The organism is Lacrimispora sp. (genome assembly GCF_032078915.1).
Classification (GTDB): domain Bacteria; phylum Bacillota; class Clostridia; order Lachnospirales; family Lachnospiraceae; genus Lacrimispora.
Genome location: NZ_DAMAUN010000007.1, coordinates 1 through 15,495, shown reverse-complemented (window position 1 = coordinate 15,495; position 15,495 = coordinate 1). Strand labels below are relative to the sequence as shown.

16 protein-coding genes are annotated in these 15,495 nt (G+C 42.2%); all 16 read right to left on the bottom strand.

The window, feature by feature from the left end:
• Positions 1-45 precede the first annotated feature (45 nt).
• The 16 genes from RT269_RS04405 to RT269_RS04330 all read right to left on the bottom strand — a co-directional run bounded on the left by RT269_RS04405 (position 46) and on the right by RT269_RS04330 (position 15,242).
• Positions 46-1,077, bottom strand: a complete 1,032-nt coding sequence (locus RT269_RS04405) for a hypothetical protein (protein WP_313180779.1) — start codon at positions 1,075-1,077, stop codon at positions 46-48.
• Positions 1,078-1,082: 5 nt separating this feature from the next.
• On the bottom strand, positions 1,083-1,625 hold the full coding sequence (locus tag RT269_RS04400) for a hypothetical protein (RefSeq protein WP_313180777.1): 543 nt from the start codon (positions 1,623-1,625) through the stop codon (positions 1,083-1,085).
• Between the two features lie 14 nt (positions 1,626-1,639).
• Entirely contained in the window at positions 1,640-2,929 is a 1,290-nt protein-coding gene (locus RT269_RS04395) for an antirestriction protein ArdA (RefSeq protein WP_313180775.1), read from the bottom strand.
• Complete coding sequence (locus RT269_RS04390) at positions 2,859-3,122, bottom strand: hypothetical protein (protein WP_313180774.1); 264 nt, start codon at positions 3,120-3,122, stop codon at positions 2,859-2,861. Before RT269_RS04390 ends, RT269_RS04395 begins: the two co-directional genes overlap by 71 nt.
• Complete coding sequence (locus RT269_RS04385; RefSeq protein WP_313180772.1) at positions 3,115-3,840, bottom strand: DUF4314 domain-containing protein; 726 nt, start codon at positions 3,838-3,840, stop codon at positions 3,115-3,117. The genes RT269_RS04390 and RT269_RS04385 overlap by 8 nt, the downstream gene beginning before the upstream one ends.
• 71 nt (positions 3,841-3,911) lie before the next feature.
• Positions 3,912-4,832, bottom strand: a complete 921-nt coding sequence (locus tag RT269_RS04380) for a hypothetical protein (protein WP_313180770.1) — start codon at positions 4,830-4,832, stop codon at positions 3,912-3,914.
• 38 nt (positions 4,833-4,870) lie between these two features.
• Entirely contained in the window at positions 4,871-5,242 is a 372-nt protein-coding gene (locus RT269_RS04375) for a resolvase (RefSeq protein ID WP_313180769.1), read from the bottom strand.
• A 52-nt stretch (positions 5,243-5,294) separates the two neighbouring features.
• Positions 5,295-5,861: a hypothetical protein gene (locus RT269_RS04370; RefSeq protein ID WP_313180768.1), complete on the bottom strand. Its 567-nt coding sequence runs from the start codon at positions 5,859-5,861 to the stop codon at positions 5,295-5,297.
• Positions 5,862-5,903: 42 nt separating this feature from the next.
• The gene (locus RT269_RS04365) at positions 5,904-6,281 is read right to left on the bottom strand and encodes a hypothetical protein (RefSeq protein WP_313180766.1); all 378 of its coding nucleotides are present in this window, start codon (positions 6,279-6,281) and stop codon (positions 5,904-5,906) included.
• Positions 6,282-6,407: 126 nt separating this feature from the next.
• Positions 6,408-7,001 (bottom strand): hypothetical protein, encoded by a 594-nt coding sequence (locus tag RT269_RS04360; RefSeq protein WP_313180764.1) that lies wholly within the window; start codon positions 6,999-7,001, stop codon positions 6,408-6,410.
• The gene (locus RT269_RS04355) at positions 6,998-8,182 is read right to left on the bottom strand and encodes an antirestriction protein ArdA (protein WP_313180763.1); all 1,185 of its coding nucleotides are present in this window, start codon (positions 8,180-8,182) and stop codon (positions 6,998-7,000) included. The genes RT269_RS04360 and RT269_RS04355 overlap by 4 nt, the downstream gene beginning before the upstream one ends.
• 643 nt (positions 8,183-8,825) lie before the next feature.
• Positions 8,826-9,386: a YodL domain-containing protein gene (locus RT269_RS04350; RefSeq protein WP_313180761.1), complete on the bottom strand. Its 561-nt coding sequence runs from the start codon at positions 9,384-9,386 to the stop codon at positions 8,826-8,828.
• Positions 9,387-9,797: 411 nt separating this feature from the next.
• Complete coding sequence (gene rlmD / locus RT269_RS04345) at positions 9,798-11,171, bottom strand: 23S rRNA (uracil(1939)-C(5))-methyltransferase RlmD (protein ID WP_313180760.1); 1,374 nt, start codon at positions 11,169-11,171, stop codon at positions 9,798-9,800.
• 171 nt (positions 11,172-11,342) lie between these two features.
• Entirely contained in the window at positions 11,343-11,636 is a 294-nt protein-coding gene (locus RT269_RS04340; protein WP_054791834.1) for a hypothetical protein, read from the bottom strand.
• A 215-nt stretch (positions 11,637-11,851) separates the two neighbouring features.
• Positions 11,852-14,140: a DNA helicase PcrA gene (gene pcrA, locus RT269_RS04335; RefSeq protein WP_313180759.1), complete on the bottom strand. Its 2,289-nt coding sequence runs from the start codon at positions 14,138-14,140 to the stop codon at positions 11,852-11,854.
• Between the two features lie 241 nt (positions 14,141-14,381).
• Positions 14,382-15,242, bottom strand: a complete 861-nt coding sequence (locus RT269_RS04330; RefSeq protein WP_313180758.1) for a patatin-like phospholipase family protein — start codon at positions 15,240-15,242, stop codon at positions 14,382-14,384.
• Between the last annotated feature and the right edge of the window lie 253 nt (positions 15,243-15,495).

Sequence of the window (15,495 nt, the reverse complement as noted above, 5' to 3'; positions counted from 1 at the left end):
CAATGCCACACCTTTTTGAAAATAGCTATACCACAAGTGAACAAATTATATAGGGAAAAACAATCCCTGTTGGTGGTTGTATGGTTTAGAAAATTGATATACAAACTCTTTGTCATTTCTCGAAATATAGCCATGGCAACCCTGCTGTAACCCACCCTGCATAATTTCATTCCTGCAATATGCAGCATAATCAAAATATGAATTCATGACAGAATCAGGATTGATAATCTTTCTTTTCCGGACCAGATCCATCCCAAACTTTTCCCAATGTTTCTCAAGGGGGATAAAATCATAGCAATGAAGATTTTGCGAGATATCCAGAGCCTCATCAAGCCGGTTACATCCTTCCAGTTCCATGGCTGCTTGAAACCTTTCTTCTAAGCAAATCATCTCCTGATTACGTTCCTCAAGAATATAACCGAGGTTACCGCCATCTGAAATAAGCTGTTCAAGGGAATTGTACTGATCTTCTATCTCAGTTATATTCCCGAAACAGCATTTAGCTTCCAGGAGCAGGGCCTGATCCCATTTATTAATTCCCAGTTCAGCCATTGCAATTTTTAATTCATCTGGTTCCTGTGTAAAACCTTCGTAGTCAGGAAGTCTTATCCATATGCCTGCCGGACAGTTGCAGGAAGATACCTTCAGCCGTACACTTGCATGAAATCCTGTCAGGCTGCCAAGATTTTCACCATCATAAACCATATGGTCGGGAGATCTCTGCTCAACGAATCCACCGGATACAAAAACACCTCCGCTTTTCTCTCTCAAATCCATGCCCCAGCGTCCAAGATCAAGGAACGGCAGCTGATCGTCTTTGACATTTGCCTGATATCTGGCCTCATATTCGCCAAGGGATGCATCATCTGTTGCTCCATAGTAAAAATTAAATTGATCCAGCTGCTCAGTCAAATTGATTAGATCTGCAGCGGTATTGATAGATACAAGCTGCGAAGCTCCTTCCACAAGATATTTTTCTTTCACTGACATTTCAGCAAACCGCATATAAAGGAATGCTTTTTCCTCTATTCCACCTGGAAGTTCCCTCCATGGATAGGGATAAGGGTATCTTTTCATAAGACTCACCTCATTTCAATCGTTCCAGCCAATCGGGTGGGAGTCTGTTTTTCTTCCTGCTGATTGTTATGGCAGTGTTCCAGCATTTCAGAAACCTTTTGGGGAACACAGGTAAAATCGGTATGAATGTCACATTCAAGAGAAACGGTATACCAGTAATCATATGGAATATACACATTTGATAAATATTGGAATTCACCAGGGTCCATTTTACTGCCGCCCTGATCAATCACACCTTTGGGTGAAAAAAAGAAGGTTCCCCAGTGCTCTCCTGAAGCCTCTAAATCAAGCGTTACAATTCCAAGTCCGATATGCCCTGTATTGCGCCCCCTTATGACAGCAGGTAGTTCTACAAAGTCATAACTGCCTTCCTCCAGGTTATCTGTGTGGTAGGCTTCAATAAATGCATCATGTAACTTTTTCAAGATTTCCTTTGCATATCCATCATCATTGGAATTACAGGATTTATCAAGCTTTAAGAAATCTATGGAAGGAAGAAGTGCATTTACCTTATCAATAAATTCAGCCTGTAAGTTCTTATTCTCCATTTTTTAATTCACCTCTATCCCATTCTCATGCTCTGTTCGGGGCAATCAAGACATTGCTTTACGGTTTGTCCATTATGGGAGACAAGTATTCCATATTCTGTTGCAAAAGCGCCCTTATGCTCCATGAGTTTCTCTCCATAACAATATAAATCCGTACATTTAAGCAGTTCTTCCCTTAAAGGAACCGGAATCTTTTCAAGTTCCAGCCGTGCATAGTCTACAGGAGTTGCAAGTTCCTTCATCAAAGAAAACTCCTTCGTCCAGGAGGCAAGTTCGAGTGCCTCCTTAAGAGAAACATTTTCCTGGCATGTCTCCAGTATTGCTTTGTAGGTAAGTAAATCGCCCGCTTCATTCAATTCCTTCAGTTTTTCCGAAAGTTCGTTAACAAGATTGTAACTGCTGCCATCTGTTTCTTCAAAATGATGATTAATCTCCTCTGTCAGCAAGGGAATAATGCAATCCACAGCTATAAGCATACATTCCTCCAGTGATGCAGCACCAGATTTTTTCACTGCCTGAAGCAGTTCTTCATCACTGGCAGGAAGTCCCAGAATTGACACCGGATTATCAATCCGTAAATCATTTTCACTCTCACTCTTAATTTTAATCAGCACTGTGTAGCCAGGCATATAGCAGGGAATAGCATCTCCACTTTTGTAAATCTGGATAATCTCAGCATCTTGTACAACATAACCACTAGAGGTAAATATGCCCCTTTCCTCCTCATGCATCTCCTTTCCTATTTTTTCATTGTCCAACCAGGAGAAGATTTTATCAGGCAAATCTGTCAATTCAGAAATAAAGTCGTTATCCATATAAAACTGTCCAAGGGCCTGGTCATCATATATATTGTACAGGACTCGGCAATCCTGCATGCTATGAGTCATATTGATAAGCCGTTCCACATCAACTGGTTTATTTTCTGTCCGAATAGCCTCCATCCTGACCATACCCTCGAAGCAGTCCAGTTCCCATTGTTGAAGGATTTTCAGCCGTTGGGCCAAATGATTCAGTTCATAAATGTTAACGCTCGGGCTGATATACTTTGGAAGATACTCCAATTTGCAGCCACATACCTCTGAGGAATATATGACGTTCCCATCGGTTAAACGGGCCTTTTCCAGTGCATCTGCTAACTCGTAAGGGGTAGCGGGCAGGAGGACAATGGTGGCTGTATTGGTTCCAAATAAACCTGGACGGCTGATCTCAACCTGGAATATCCAATCTGGTGTTTCAGATCTTCCAACCACGGCATTTACAATTTCCCAACCGAAAAAAGCTCCTTTTATCATTGTTTTTTTCATCTGTGGATGTAACGCCGCCGAGTCCATCGTTTTTCCCGTCTGCAATGATTCGATTTTTATACCGGTCACCACTATCCAGAGGAGATCTTATATATCCTGGTATTCCCTGGGTAATAGTAACAAGTCTTCCATCATAGGGAAGAACCGCATAGCACTTCTGGGGCAGTCTGTTTACTTCTCTGCCTTTACTCAAGCTTCATACCTCCTATCTGCATATTTCGTTCCATTTCTTCCTGTGTTAAAAGGCTCCAGCTTTTTCCACTGTTCCACAGACTGACATACATTTCCCCTTCTTGCGTTTTAATAGGCCGCTGCTCTACTCCTTTTCCTAATCCATCCGCTGCCTGATTAGAAACTTCTTCCTTAAGCTGTTCCAGTTCTTTCTCAGACAATTCACCATAAACCTGGCATTCTGCCACGCCCATCAGTTGGTTTGCTACCCGCTCCACCTTAAAGACATAAGACTTCACTTTACGGTTTACACTGTCATCTTCGCTGTAATAGACCATAAGCCCCCGCTCCGCTTCCTCTGGTAATTGTTCACTAAGGAGTTCCGAAGCAATTATATCCTCATATTTTAGAACATGATCAGCATGAAGTTCTGTCAGGTCATTTTCGAGATCACCATATTCGTTACGCATACGGGCATTAACGGTCAATGGCATATATAGCCTAAGCGTCTGTAAGGGAGGCAAAACAATTGAAAAGCGGTCTTCTCCGGGTATGAGTGCCAGAGTACGTCCATTATCCCATTTCATGTGCATCTGGCAGGCATCATCAATAAAATCAAGAGTCCCCTCTGTACCAGGCGGTACAGGATCATAAGGATCATTCATTGCTATTAATTTCATACGGGTTCCTGGTGAATATTTCTTCCGCATAAGTTCTGCTTCATTTGAATTATATTTCATTCTTCCAAGCCTCCTATCTTTCTGATTTCTGGCAGCTACTTTTAACCGAAGCTTACCGCATCCGGTTTATGCTATAACATTTGCTCTCCCAGCCCCATACTTTCGTCAGGTACCTGTTCAACGATTTCATTCTTTAGTGTTTCAACCGCCTGGGCAATGACAGGATCGGAAGAAAAACTTGCGAGGAAAACATAATCCTTTAAGAAATGCTGTTTTCCATCTAAGGTGATAATAAGATCCACTGCTGCAACTTCATCTTTCATCACACCCAAACGCTTGTTATTGCTATTTATATCATTATAGATTCGGATAGCTTCTGGAAGTGTAAGGCCTCTGTCAACTTTCTCACCTGGTGTATTATAATCCTGAAACACAAACCAGCTGTAGTTATGGGACCTTGTATGATCTGCAGCATTTTGGAGCATTTGCTTTCCTGTCTCGGTGAGTCCAAATTCCTGCTCAGGATTGGATTGTTTCATATTCATCTTCTGAACACGCAGATCAAATGCAGTCAGATATGCGTGATAATCACCTCGTCCTGGACTACACCGCAGATAATACCGATAGTTTTTAGTTTCCATAACAAATCCGTAATTCTGCCTCCAGCCCCCTGGAATCGCACCATTATGATTGGCACAGTAATTGTACATAGCATTTAAATCTTTTAAAGGACCGTTTTCCCTCAATTCTTTGACCAGCTCCTCCAATTCTTCTCTAAACAAGGGACTGTTTAAATCTTCTTTTCCACGAGGCCACCATGTATGCCAGAACTCTTTTCCACCACTTCCGAAATCAATCCGCACATGGCCAATCGTTCCCAGCTCCATATCCCTTTCCTTTGTAAGTGCATAAAAAAGCCCTGCTTCTTCTGACAAAGCAGGACGGAAGGTAAATTTAGGATTACCGGGCAGGGATTCGTTCACATGTTTCCCATTAGTTTCTGTAAGAGGGGAAATATCTCCCCGTTTTTCATCTCCGGGATTATCACACATAGTATATGCTCCTTTCTGACAAACTGTTTTTAACCTGCCTACATGCCATATTCCATACCCATATCACTCTTCTGTTCATGATACATGCTTACCTCCTCATCTGTTGCAACAGGAATCTTTTGTGGTTCTACTTTCCCCATTTGCATTGGAATGAGGTGTGGAAGTACTTCCTTTAAAAGTACCTGATCAGGGCAGCGGTCAATAAACTCACCGATTGTATCCAGAATAAAATTATCATATTTATCAGTAAGAATCATCTTCCGGGCAGCCTTATTCTGCATGATAAAATTGGCGATATTGGTAGGCGAATGATCAAACCAGTAATCATGCCGGCCACCTTCACTGGGATAAACATAGCCTCTGATTAGATTGTTGCGGTCAAGCATTTCCCCTATTTCCCTATTCTTCATAATTAATTCTCCTTGCAGATTTGAATGAGATAATGTGCAAAAATAGCACGCTTTACATACCTGCTTCCATGCCCATCTCTTTATTCTGTTCATCAATACCGACAGGATTTATATAATCCATAAGCACTGAAAGAGCTACAATAAAGCTGCCACTCTCTTTTATGCGTGAACACATTTCTTCTGCTTCTTTTTCCTTGCCATGTTCCCGCAAAGTCCGGGAAGCAATCCCCATCAGGTTGAAGATATTCCCATCGGCACCAATAATTGGGCAATCCGGTTTTTCCGTTTCCAATTTCTGATCAGGGAGGACTCCCAGACGATTGTGTAAATAGTCCGATAACCACATCCCGCCAAACTGTTCATTGGTTTGGAGCCTCCATATCGCAAGCTTTCCGAGGTCCAACTCGACACTGTCCATATGAAAAATCAAGTTTGTGAGACCATCATGTTTAAAACAGGACACTTCTTTGAATGTATCTCCCTTTAGCAATATACCCTGTTCAGTTAGAAGTTTATTGATACCGTCAATCCATTCCTGAGGATCACCGCCGCAACCCTGAAGTACGAGACCTTCTATATTGGTCATCTTACTGACATCATTTACTGTTATTTCATTCATCTCTTACATCCCTCATTTTCTATTTACAGGTTTTTACTTCGGCTACATATACATACTGAAATCATCTTTCTGTATGCTGTCATTTTCTATCAAGTCCTGGGGCACTTGGTCCGTTGAAAATAAATCCATCAGAAACTTCTTTCCACCGATTTGGCAGGCCATTTGGAATGCTTCGTTAAAATCAGAGCATTTTTCCTCTCTCATCACACAAAAAAATGCCTCGCCGATATGAGGCAAAGCACCTTCATAAATCCCGATTTCCAATATACCATCTTTTGAAATCTGCATATAAACACCATCTTTTCCGCCTGTGTAATACATGACACCCCGTCCGTTAAGGCGAAATATACTGTCCTCCACCCATTTATGGGTGCTACTTGTTGTAACAGCCAGCCAGCTCTCCCATTCTTTTTGATCCATTGTTCTCCTTCCTGTATATTCAAAACTACTAGATAAGCAAATCCCTCATAAAGCAAACAAGTATCCTATATACTCAATCAATACAAACTCTTGCTATACAGGCCATAATACGTGGAGGAAAATTAGTTAGCCCATTTGCATTTCATATGGTTTTTTTTCATAAACTTTAACAGCGTCAATCAATGCCGGTTCTACACAATCACGCCTAACTGTATAGCCGCCTGACGTATAAGCTCCTCCGTGATTGGAATCAAACTCTGTGCCTATACATGAATGGTCCAGATAGGGTATGACATTCTTATCAAAATGCACTATATCAGATTGAACAAGAAAAATACCCAGCATATAGGCAGTAGAGGCAGGAATCAAAATATACTGATCTAATGTTTCTCCAATGTTGATTACATCATCCAAACTGCTCACATCCTCGATGTTTAAGGCGCCTTCAAATATATAACACTTATCATTATCTAAACTTTCAATGATTCCTGCTATACGGTTCATCTTTTTAAGCTGTTCCGGATCATTTATGTCTACACATTTCAAGTATTGTTCAATCCCGATCACATCGCAGTCCACTTCTGCAATGTAGGTAGAAGCAACGTTATCACTGATATGATCCAATGCTCCCCACGCCTCTCCAATCTCTCCTGGACTAGCCGGCAGTGATAGACATACCTTCTCATGGCTACTGAATCTTGCCAGATAAATCACAGTCACAGATTCATTCCCCCCATCTCCATATTCCGTGAATTATTACGTTCAAGCAGTGTCTCCACAGCAGGTGAAAATCCATTGTATGCAATGTAGCCATAATCGGTAAATACCCCTTTTTCTTTCTGAATACGCTGTTCACCATACTTTTTGAAATCAATAAATTCTTCCAAGCTTTCATCAAACGTATAGTTACCAGACTTTATAATCATATACCTACCGTATTCTTCTGGCGTTCTTAGTCCAGGCACAACAGTAAATTCATGAAAATTATCTGCCAGTAAAATCACATCCTCTGGTGTTTTTGGATGGATCATATCAACAATATCATGAAAGGTGTTCCGAGACGATTCATCAAACCCTGCATAGCTCTTCGCCAGTTTATTTAACGTATAAAGGTTCTCCGAAAGAGGGAATTCTTCTGTAAAAAACTCATAAAGCTGCTCACTCATGTCCTCACAAATCAGATGGGTGGCACAAGAATGAAGGGATTTTACTCCCAACCGATTTAATGCCTTTTCAACCTCCACTTCATAACATGGCAGATACAGATATTCATATTTAATACCGCTTTGGTAATCACCTGATTCCAGGATAACAGTTGCCATTTCATCACCTCTCCAGTAATATTCGGGGAACTGCTCACCATTATATACCTGCTCAGGTGTATTGCCAGTGGAATACAAAACCCCATAGGGTGTAACAATCCCTTTATTGCTATCAAGGAGATCTTTACCTATAGCTGCAAAATCCATAGTCCTCATTTCTTCAACTGTCATCGCTGACCGGCGATCCAACTCATATCTCTTTCCGATAGCAGATACATCAGCGAAATCAGAAATTAGGGAATAACATTGAAGATTGAAAGTGAGATTAATGAGATCCTTAACTGCAGCCAACTTTTCCTGCCTTGCTACCGCATAAAAGGTCTTCAGCTCAATCTTATCAAAACTGTCCATTCTCTTAGCAAGGTATTGAATTTCGTCAACATTAACCACTGTTCCTACCAGGGCCTGCAGTCCTCCATCATCATTCCTCACAGCGTCAACCATGCACTGCTTTTCAATTGTGATACCAACACCAATCTCATTCATCGCTTTCTGCAAATCTGGTTCAGATGCAGGAAATTTAAGGATAATTGCACTTTGAGAAAGGGAATCATATTTTTTTAACTTTATTTCTAACATGGTTTTTCCTCCATTTTATTTTTTCGATGGATTTTCTCCATTTCAGTTCTGAGACAGTTTCCTTCAGATGTATGGCAGATGAATCCAGGAGATGGATATGGACAGTCGCCACAGCTTTTGAATGGACCATGAGACCGCTTATCGGGAAGGATTCTTTCAGTTGTAATGAGGACATCTGAATCATAACAGGCCTGTTTCTTATTCTTTTTATAGTGAACTAACATAATTTGTTCCTTTCTGGAAAACAAAAAACCGGAAAATAGAAGTGCATTTCTGTACCTCAATTCTCCGGTTTAATAATTGGTTCCAATATTAGTAAATAATCATAGCTGTATTTCTCCCAGCCCCTATATCCATACGCTCAGTTTCAGTTCCGACCATTACTTCTTTAACGGAAATAAGGCCATGAAAACTAATATATCTGTTGTCAGTAAATTGGCCATAATCTGCTGCTATACGCTATTCTCCATATCCCTTGAAATCAATGAAGTTTTCTATATTATTCATCAATATCATAATGGCCAGAGTACAAATAATGTACCTGCTATACTCCTCTGTAGTGGAGATACTGGGGATAAAGTCAAAAAACCAAGTTGGTTTGGGCGATTGAAGATGAGTGTCCGATTCATAAATTTGTTACTTGCTAAAACTGCATTGTAGGGCCTTGCGTAATCGACTGTTCGGTCGGTTCAAAATCCATTTGTTTGAAACCACAGTGGTCAACAAAGTAAAAGGTACTGCCGAATTCATCATATAATTCAAGCACATCGCTCACCGAGAGGGAATGTCCGGAATAACCGAGTGGATGGTCGATATTGAATTTGGTATAAAGAGCCTCCAGATTATTTGTTTCCACTGCGCCATCATACACTTGCTGGTAATTGGCTGGATCAGGCGGACCAAACCGCCGGCATACTTCGTCGTAGCCAAAAAATTTCATCCGGATGTCTGCGTCTGGATGAAGCTGCCAGACACGACAATTTTTCAATGCTTGTTTTTCACAGTTATCTTTCGAATCGCTTGCCAGCTGATCAAACATCCCCTCCATCCATTTGACCCCCTGGATGTTACTCTGTTTATTGAAAAATTCATTTAGTTCATTTCCCTCAAATCTGGGATCAACCACAGCCTGTCCATCTATCACCTTACCAACACGCTTGTCATAATAGACAATAATGTCGTTTTCGATACTTATCGTTTTCATATCTTCTACTCTCCTTTACATCATTGTCATTCCACTATCCAACTTATAATTCTATGATCTGATCCATAACGCTACCAAGAACGAAATCCCATATAAACATTTGAAATTCACACCCTTCAATTTATTTAGCTGATTAACATAGGTTCCTCCTTTCTGAAAATAAAAAAGGCCGGAGAATCAGAGTGCTTTAATCGCACTTCATTCTCCGGCTCTATCCATTTTTCTATTATATCTCTCTTCTGAGATATTTTATATTTCAAAATTATTTCTGCGTCATTTTGAGGGGCATATCTGTAAAGTATCGTTCTGCATCAGTATTTTTCGCTTAAAAAGGGGCTAAAAATCGTGCATTTTTTGCCCTGATTTTAGCCCTTTTTTTGCTCTCAAACCACTATATCTTGTGGTCAATCCCTACTTTTTGCTTTGCAAACCACAATTCTGCATCAGAACCACGCACTCAACGTTCGCCGTCGAAGGAAACATATCCACACAACAAACCTTCTCCACCCGATACCCTCTCTCTTGAAGAACAACCAAATCCCTAGCCAAACTAGTTGGTTTACAAGAAACATAAACCATCCGATCCACGCCAAAATCAATAATCTTCCCCAACGCCTTAGGATGAATCCCATCTCTAGGCGGATCCAAAATAATCAAATCCGGCTTATCTTTCAACTCATCAATAATCTTAAGCACATCCCCATCAATAAATTCACAATTCTCAAGACCATTCAGCCTTGCATTCTCTCTTGCCGCTTCCACCGCCTCTTTAACAATTTCCACACCCACCACCTTTTTGGCAACCGGAGCTATGATCTGAGCTATCGTACCAGTTCCGCTATACAAATCAAAGACCACCTTATCCTTAGTCTCCCCCACATATCCTCTGACCGTCTCATACAAAACTTCCGCCCCAAGAGAATTGGTCTGGAAAAAAGAAAACGGGGAGATTTTAAACTTCAGCCCTAAAAGCTCCTCATAAAAATAATCCTGTCCATATAAAATATCTGTCCTGTCACTCTTAACCACATCTGCCAGACTATCATTTAAAATATGGAGAATACCCACGATCTTCCCATTTAAAGAAAGCCCCAGCAACAGATCCGTAAGTGGCTTCAAATCCACCTCTTCCTGCGTTGTGGTAACCAGGGCCACCAGGATCTCACCGGTCTTTACAGCCCGGCGCACCAAAAGATGACGCAGATATCCCGTATGCTGCATCTTCTTATAAAAACCGGTTCCCAATTGTTCGAAATACTCCTTTACTGCCTTTAGGATGTCACAAAAATCCGGATTGACAATCTTACATTCTGTAGTAGTCACCACGTCATAAAAACTTCCCCTCTTATGCATTCCTAAAGCAAGAGGGCCATCCTTATATTCATCCCCAAAGGAAAATTCCATCTTATTCCGGTATTCTGCTTCCACAGGGCTTGGCCGTATCCCTTCAAATTCATAATCCTCACAGACTCCGTCAATAAGGGCCTTTACCTGCTGCTCTTTGATCTTAAGCTGCTTTGCATAGGGAATTGTCTGATAAACGCAGCCCCCGCAGCTTCCGAAATGAGTACATGGATTCTCTGCCGATTCCAGGCTTGAATGCTCCAATACCTCAAGAATCCGCCCCTCACAGCGACCTCCTCTTTTTTTGTTTATCATAACCCGGACCTTCTGGCCGGGAAGTGCATGCTTTACCGTAATTTTCCCCTCCGGAAGTTCAATGATTCCCTTGTCAGGAAAATCAAATCTTCCAATCGTACCTTCGTATATCTCACCCTTTTTCACTATGCGTACTCCTCTTCTATCTTTATTACTGCAGGCAACAAGCCGGACGCAGGAATACTTACATTTCTGCATCTGGCGAATGCTGCAGGCTATATGACTTTTTCTAATTCCGATCGAGCAAAAAAGCGTGTCTCACTATCTGAGGCACGCTCTCTCTTTATAATGCCGATCCTACTCTTCAGAACCTTCACCCGGTTTATCATCTTCAAAGAAATCATCGTCGAAATCATCATCAAAATCGTCTTCGAAATCTTCTAAATAGTCCGGTGTGAAGAAACGGTATACGGTATAAGCAATTCCTGCCACCGCCGCCACTGCACCTATGATAGCCAGTATCCAGAGGATACAGTTTTTCTTCTTTTCTTCCTGTTCCCTTCTATGAAGCAATTCATTTACTCTGCTTGAGCTCATAAGATCTTCCAGCTTACTCATGGCCTCTTTACTCATTGCATCAAATCTGTTCATAACTCCACGTCCTTTCTGAGAGCCTTGCTATTTTATGCCCATTTTTCAGGGCAGAACCCACCACACTTGATTGGGTGTAAAGGAATGCTTAAAGGCATTTCCTTCATATCTTCCGGCTAAGTTTTAGTCTCTCTGCCTGTCGCAGTTATTATACCATTATATTGATTCTTTTACTATCATTTTTGCTTTTTTTTAATAAATTATGTATTTTTAAATCAAACTCGTACAAGTTTCAGCTTGGCAAAGGAAGCAAACATTTTTTTGATGCCTGCCTGATCAAACTGGACTGTGACTTCAAAATCCCTTCCGCCGTCCTTGATTTCCAATACCTCGCCTTCCCCAAACTTCACATGGCTGACCCGGTCCCCTTCTTTATAATTTAAAGAAGCTGATTTTTCTACGGTAAATGCTTTGCCAAAACCAGGGGTTGACACAGGCGTCGCGGTTTTTGATGCATATGAGTTGTTTCCAGGTCCAAAACTGCTGACACCCGCCGTCCGGCCGGATGACTTCGCTTTTCCCCATGGGAGACCGCTGTCATCGTAATCAGGCGTACGAGAGGCAGACAGTCTTGGTTCCAGCTTACTCGAATCCAAAAGCGTATCAGGAATTTCATCTATGAAGCGGCTGACCTTGGAATATCTGGTTTCTCCATTGACCATACGCTGTCTCGCCGCTGTCATCATCAGGAAATTCTGTGCTCTGGTGATTCCCACATAGCAAAGCCGGCGCTCTTCTTCCACATCTTCCTTATCATCTGAAGAAATGGACATCATGCTTGGGAACAGTCCGTCTTCCATGCCGCTTAAATACACTCTTGGAAACTCAAGTCCTTTGGCGCTGTGCAGGGTCATAAGGGTTACTCTGTTTTCCGAATCATCCATCCGGTCCACATCAGCTACCAAAGCCACCTCTTCCAAAAACTCACTTAAGTTGGGGTTTTCATGCTCTCCTTCAAAGCTGACAGCCTTATTGATCAACTCTTCTATATTTTCCAGACGTGTCTGGTACTCGATTTCACCTTCTGCCTCTAATTCCTTCTGATAGCCGGTTTCATCAAGGACATCTTCGATCAGTTCATGGATAGAATACGTTTCTTCTTCAAGCCTTCCCCGGAAATCCTCGATCTGTTCCGTAAATTTAAGAACCTTCTCCGCCGTTTTTCCAAGTCCCGGCACAGCCTTTGCACGGCAAAAAGCATCATAAATGGAAAATCCATGTTCAGAAGCAAAAGCCTGCACTTTTCCCAGACTGGTCGCTCCAATTCCCCGCTTAGGCACATTGATGATTCTTAAAGAGGCTAAGTCATCCTGTGCGTTGGCAATGGTCTTTAAATAGGACAGGATATCCTTAATCTCTTTTCTCTGATAGAAATTCACGCCTCCCACCATACGGTACGGAACATTATGTTGAAGGCATTTTTCTTCAATCAGACGGGACTGGGCATTGGTCCTGTAAAGGACAGCACAGTCCTGGTAGTCAGAAGAACTGTTTAAAATATCCCGCACAATGGCATCTGCCTCTTCCGAAGCGTTATCAAACTGCTTAAACTGTACCAGAGGGCCTTCGTCATTGGCGGTCCACAGGGTTTTATCCTTTCGCCCCCTGTTATGGCGGATCACCTCATTGGCTGCATTTAAAATGCTCTGGCTGGACCGGTAGTTCTGTTCCAGCTTAATCACCTTTGCTCCAGGATAAGCCTTTTCAAAGTTTAGGATATTTTCAATGTTAGCGCCGCGGAATTTATAGATGGACTGGTCGTCATCTCCAACAACACAGAGATTCCTGTATTTTCCTGCCAGCAGGCTTATAAGCTTAAACTGGGCCGTATTGGTATCCTGGTACTCATCCACCATAATGTATTTAAAACGTTCCTGATAATAATCCAGGATTTCCGGATTGTTCTGGAACAGCTGCACGGTTTTCATGATTAAATCATCAAAATCCAGGGCATTGTTCTTTTTTAGCTGGCTCTGATATTCTTTATAAATCTGCGCCACTTTTTTCTGCCTGAAATCACCGCCGGCATTCAGTTCAAATTCCTGGGCCGTCACAAGCTCGTTCTTTGCCGTAGAAATAAATCCAAGCATCGCCCGGTCCTTATAGATCTTGGGATCCATATCAAGGCCCTTTAGCACATGGCGCATAAGAGTTTTCTGGTCATCGGAATCATATATGGTAAAATTCGTCGTATAACCAAGGCTTTCAATATGCCGCCTGAGAATTCGCACACAGGATGAATGAAAGGTGGATACCCAGATGCTGTCCGCACCAAAGCCCACCAGACGGTCTACACGCTCCCGCATCTCACCCGCCGCTTTATTGGTAAATGTGATGGCCAGGATATTCCATGGATTGATGCTTTTCTCTTCTATTAAATAGGCAATGCGGTGTGTAAGAACCCTGGTCTTACCGGACCCGGCTCCTGCCAGCACAAGAAGCGGTCCGTCCGTATGGAGTACCGCTTCCTTTTGCATTGGATTCAATGTATCATAAATGCTCATAAATTATACCGTACTTTCCTTTCCTCTTTCATGCCCATCTTCCCAGGGCATAAAGGTATGCCTGTAAGGTGTTTCCTCTTTCATACCCATCTTCCCAGGGCACAAAGGTATGCCTGTAAGGTGTTTCCTCTTTTATGCCCGTCTATTCAGGGCACAAAGGTATGCCTGTAAGGTGTTCCCACTTTACTGCCCTTCTTTCAAGGGCATAAAGGTATGCCTGCAAGGTGTTTCTCTTTCATTCTCACTCTTCAATCTCCAAATACTTTTTCAGCTTCCCCATATGCTCTTCCGCCAGACGCCGCCCATCTCCGTACAGAGCCTCCAGCTTTCGCTTATCTTTTTCAGTTCTCTGAACTGTAACGTGCTTATCCGGACGGATAACATAGATCCTACCCTCTTCTTCCAGACGGTCAATCTCCTCCTGCATCCGGTTATACCGGTCCGGGACCTCATTTAACACCTTCATAAGCTCAGGCAGGGGGGCGAAATAGCGTTCATAACCTTTTTTCGTCCACTTGTCAAGCTGAGGTTTCCGATATCCGTGCTCCCTGGTGAGAATCACAACGATCTTATCATACCCCAGATCAATGGCTCTCTGATATGCAATGGACATGGAGCAGCCTCCATCCAGATACTTTTTTCCATTTATCGGGATCATGCTGGATAAAATAGGAAGACTGCTGGAAGCCTTTATAGCGCTGATAAAATCATCGCAGGAACTTTTTTCAAAATACTCCGGTTTCCCTGTCTTACAGCGGGTGGCAACCACCTCAAAGGTCTGCTGGGACTTCGAAAAAGTATCATAATCAAAGGGAACCAGTGTATCGCACAATTCCCCAAACAGGAAATCAAAATTAAAAATGGAACGGTTTTTTACCATATTCCGAAAGCTTAAAAACCGTTTATCATTGACATAATCCAAATCCACTTTAATGGTACGGCCGATCTGTTTGCTTACATAGCTCATGCCGCACATAGAGCCGGCTGATACTCCGTTCACATAGGACATCTCTATCCCCTGTTCCATGAATACATCCAAAACCCCGGCCGTAAATACGCCCCTTAGGGACCCCCCCTCTAAAACCAATGCTCCTTCTGTCATCTTATATCACCTCGCCTTCTATTCTATTGCATTTCGACCGTCCGGTCAATCCTTTTTCCAAACCATGGTATTTTTGAAAGCTCATTTCCTTAATCCACACGCCCTACTTTGTGGTATATTTATCCCTGATTCAGCTGGTACAGTGAACTGCAGCACCTTCGATTGGAACAAATCTCCCACAAAGTATGCGCACATCTTGAAATAAGCAGTTTCCAGATACGCCCTAGGAAAACTGGCTCTGATAGAGTTTATA

Coding starts and splice junctions, on each gene's coding strand:
- RT269_RS04375 (WP_313180769.1), bottom strand. CDS start 5,242: ATGAAGAATAGGGAAATAGGGGAAATGCTTGACCGCAACAATCTAATC.
- RT269_RS04405 (WP_313180779.1), bottom strand. CDS start 1,077: ATGAAAAGATACCCTTATCCCTATCCATGGAGGGAACTTCCAGGTGGA.
- RT269_RS04395 (WP_313180775.1), bottom strand. CDS start 2,929: ATGAAAAAAACAATGATAAAAGGAGCTTTTTTCGGTTGGGAAATTGTA.
- RT269_RS04350 (WP_313180761.1), bottom strand. CDS start 9,386: ATGAAAACGATAAGTATCGAAAACGACATTATTGTCTATTATGACAAG.
- RT269_RS04365 (WP_313180766.1), bottom strand. CDS start 6,281: ATGGATCAAAAAGAATGGGAGAGCTGGCTGGCTGTTACAACAAGTAGC.
- RT269_RS04370 (WP_313180768.1), bottom strand. CDS start 5,861: ATGAATGAAATAACAGTAAATGATGTCAGTAAGATGACCAATATAGAA.
- pcrA (WP_313180759.1), bottom strand. CDS start 14,140: ATGAGCATTTATGATACATTGAATCCAATGCAAAAGGAAGCGGTACTC.
- RT269_RS04380 (WP_313180770.1), bottom strand. CDS start 4,832: ATGTGTGATAATCCCGGAGATGAAAAACGGGGAGATATTTCCCCTCTT.
- RT269_RS04340 (WP_054791834.1), bottom strand. CDS start 11,636: ATGAACAGATTTGATGCAATGAGTAAAGAGGCCATGAGTAAGCTGGAA.
- RT269_RS04355 (WP_313180763.1), bottom strand. CDS start 8,182: ATGTTAGAAATAAAGTTAAAAAAATATGATTCCCTTTCTCAAAGTGCA.
- RT269_RS04330 (WP_313180758.1), bottom strand. CDS start 15,242: ATGACAGAAGGAGCATTGGTTTTAGAGGGGGGGTCCCTAAGGGGCGTA.
- RT269_RS04400 (WP_313180777.1), bottom strand. CDS start 1,625: ATGGAGAATAAGAACTTACAGGCTGAATTTATTGATAAGGTAAATGCA.
- RT269_RS04385 (WP_313180772.1), bottom strand. CDS start 3,840: ATGAAATATAATTCAAATGAAGCAGAACTTATGCGGAAGAAATATTCA.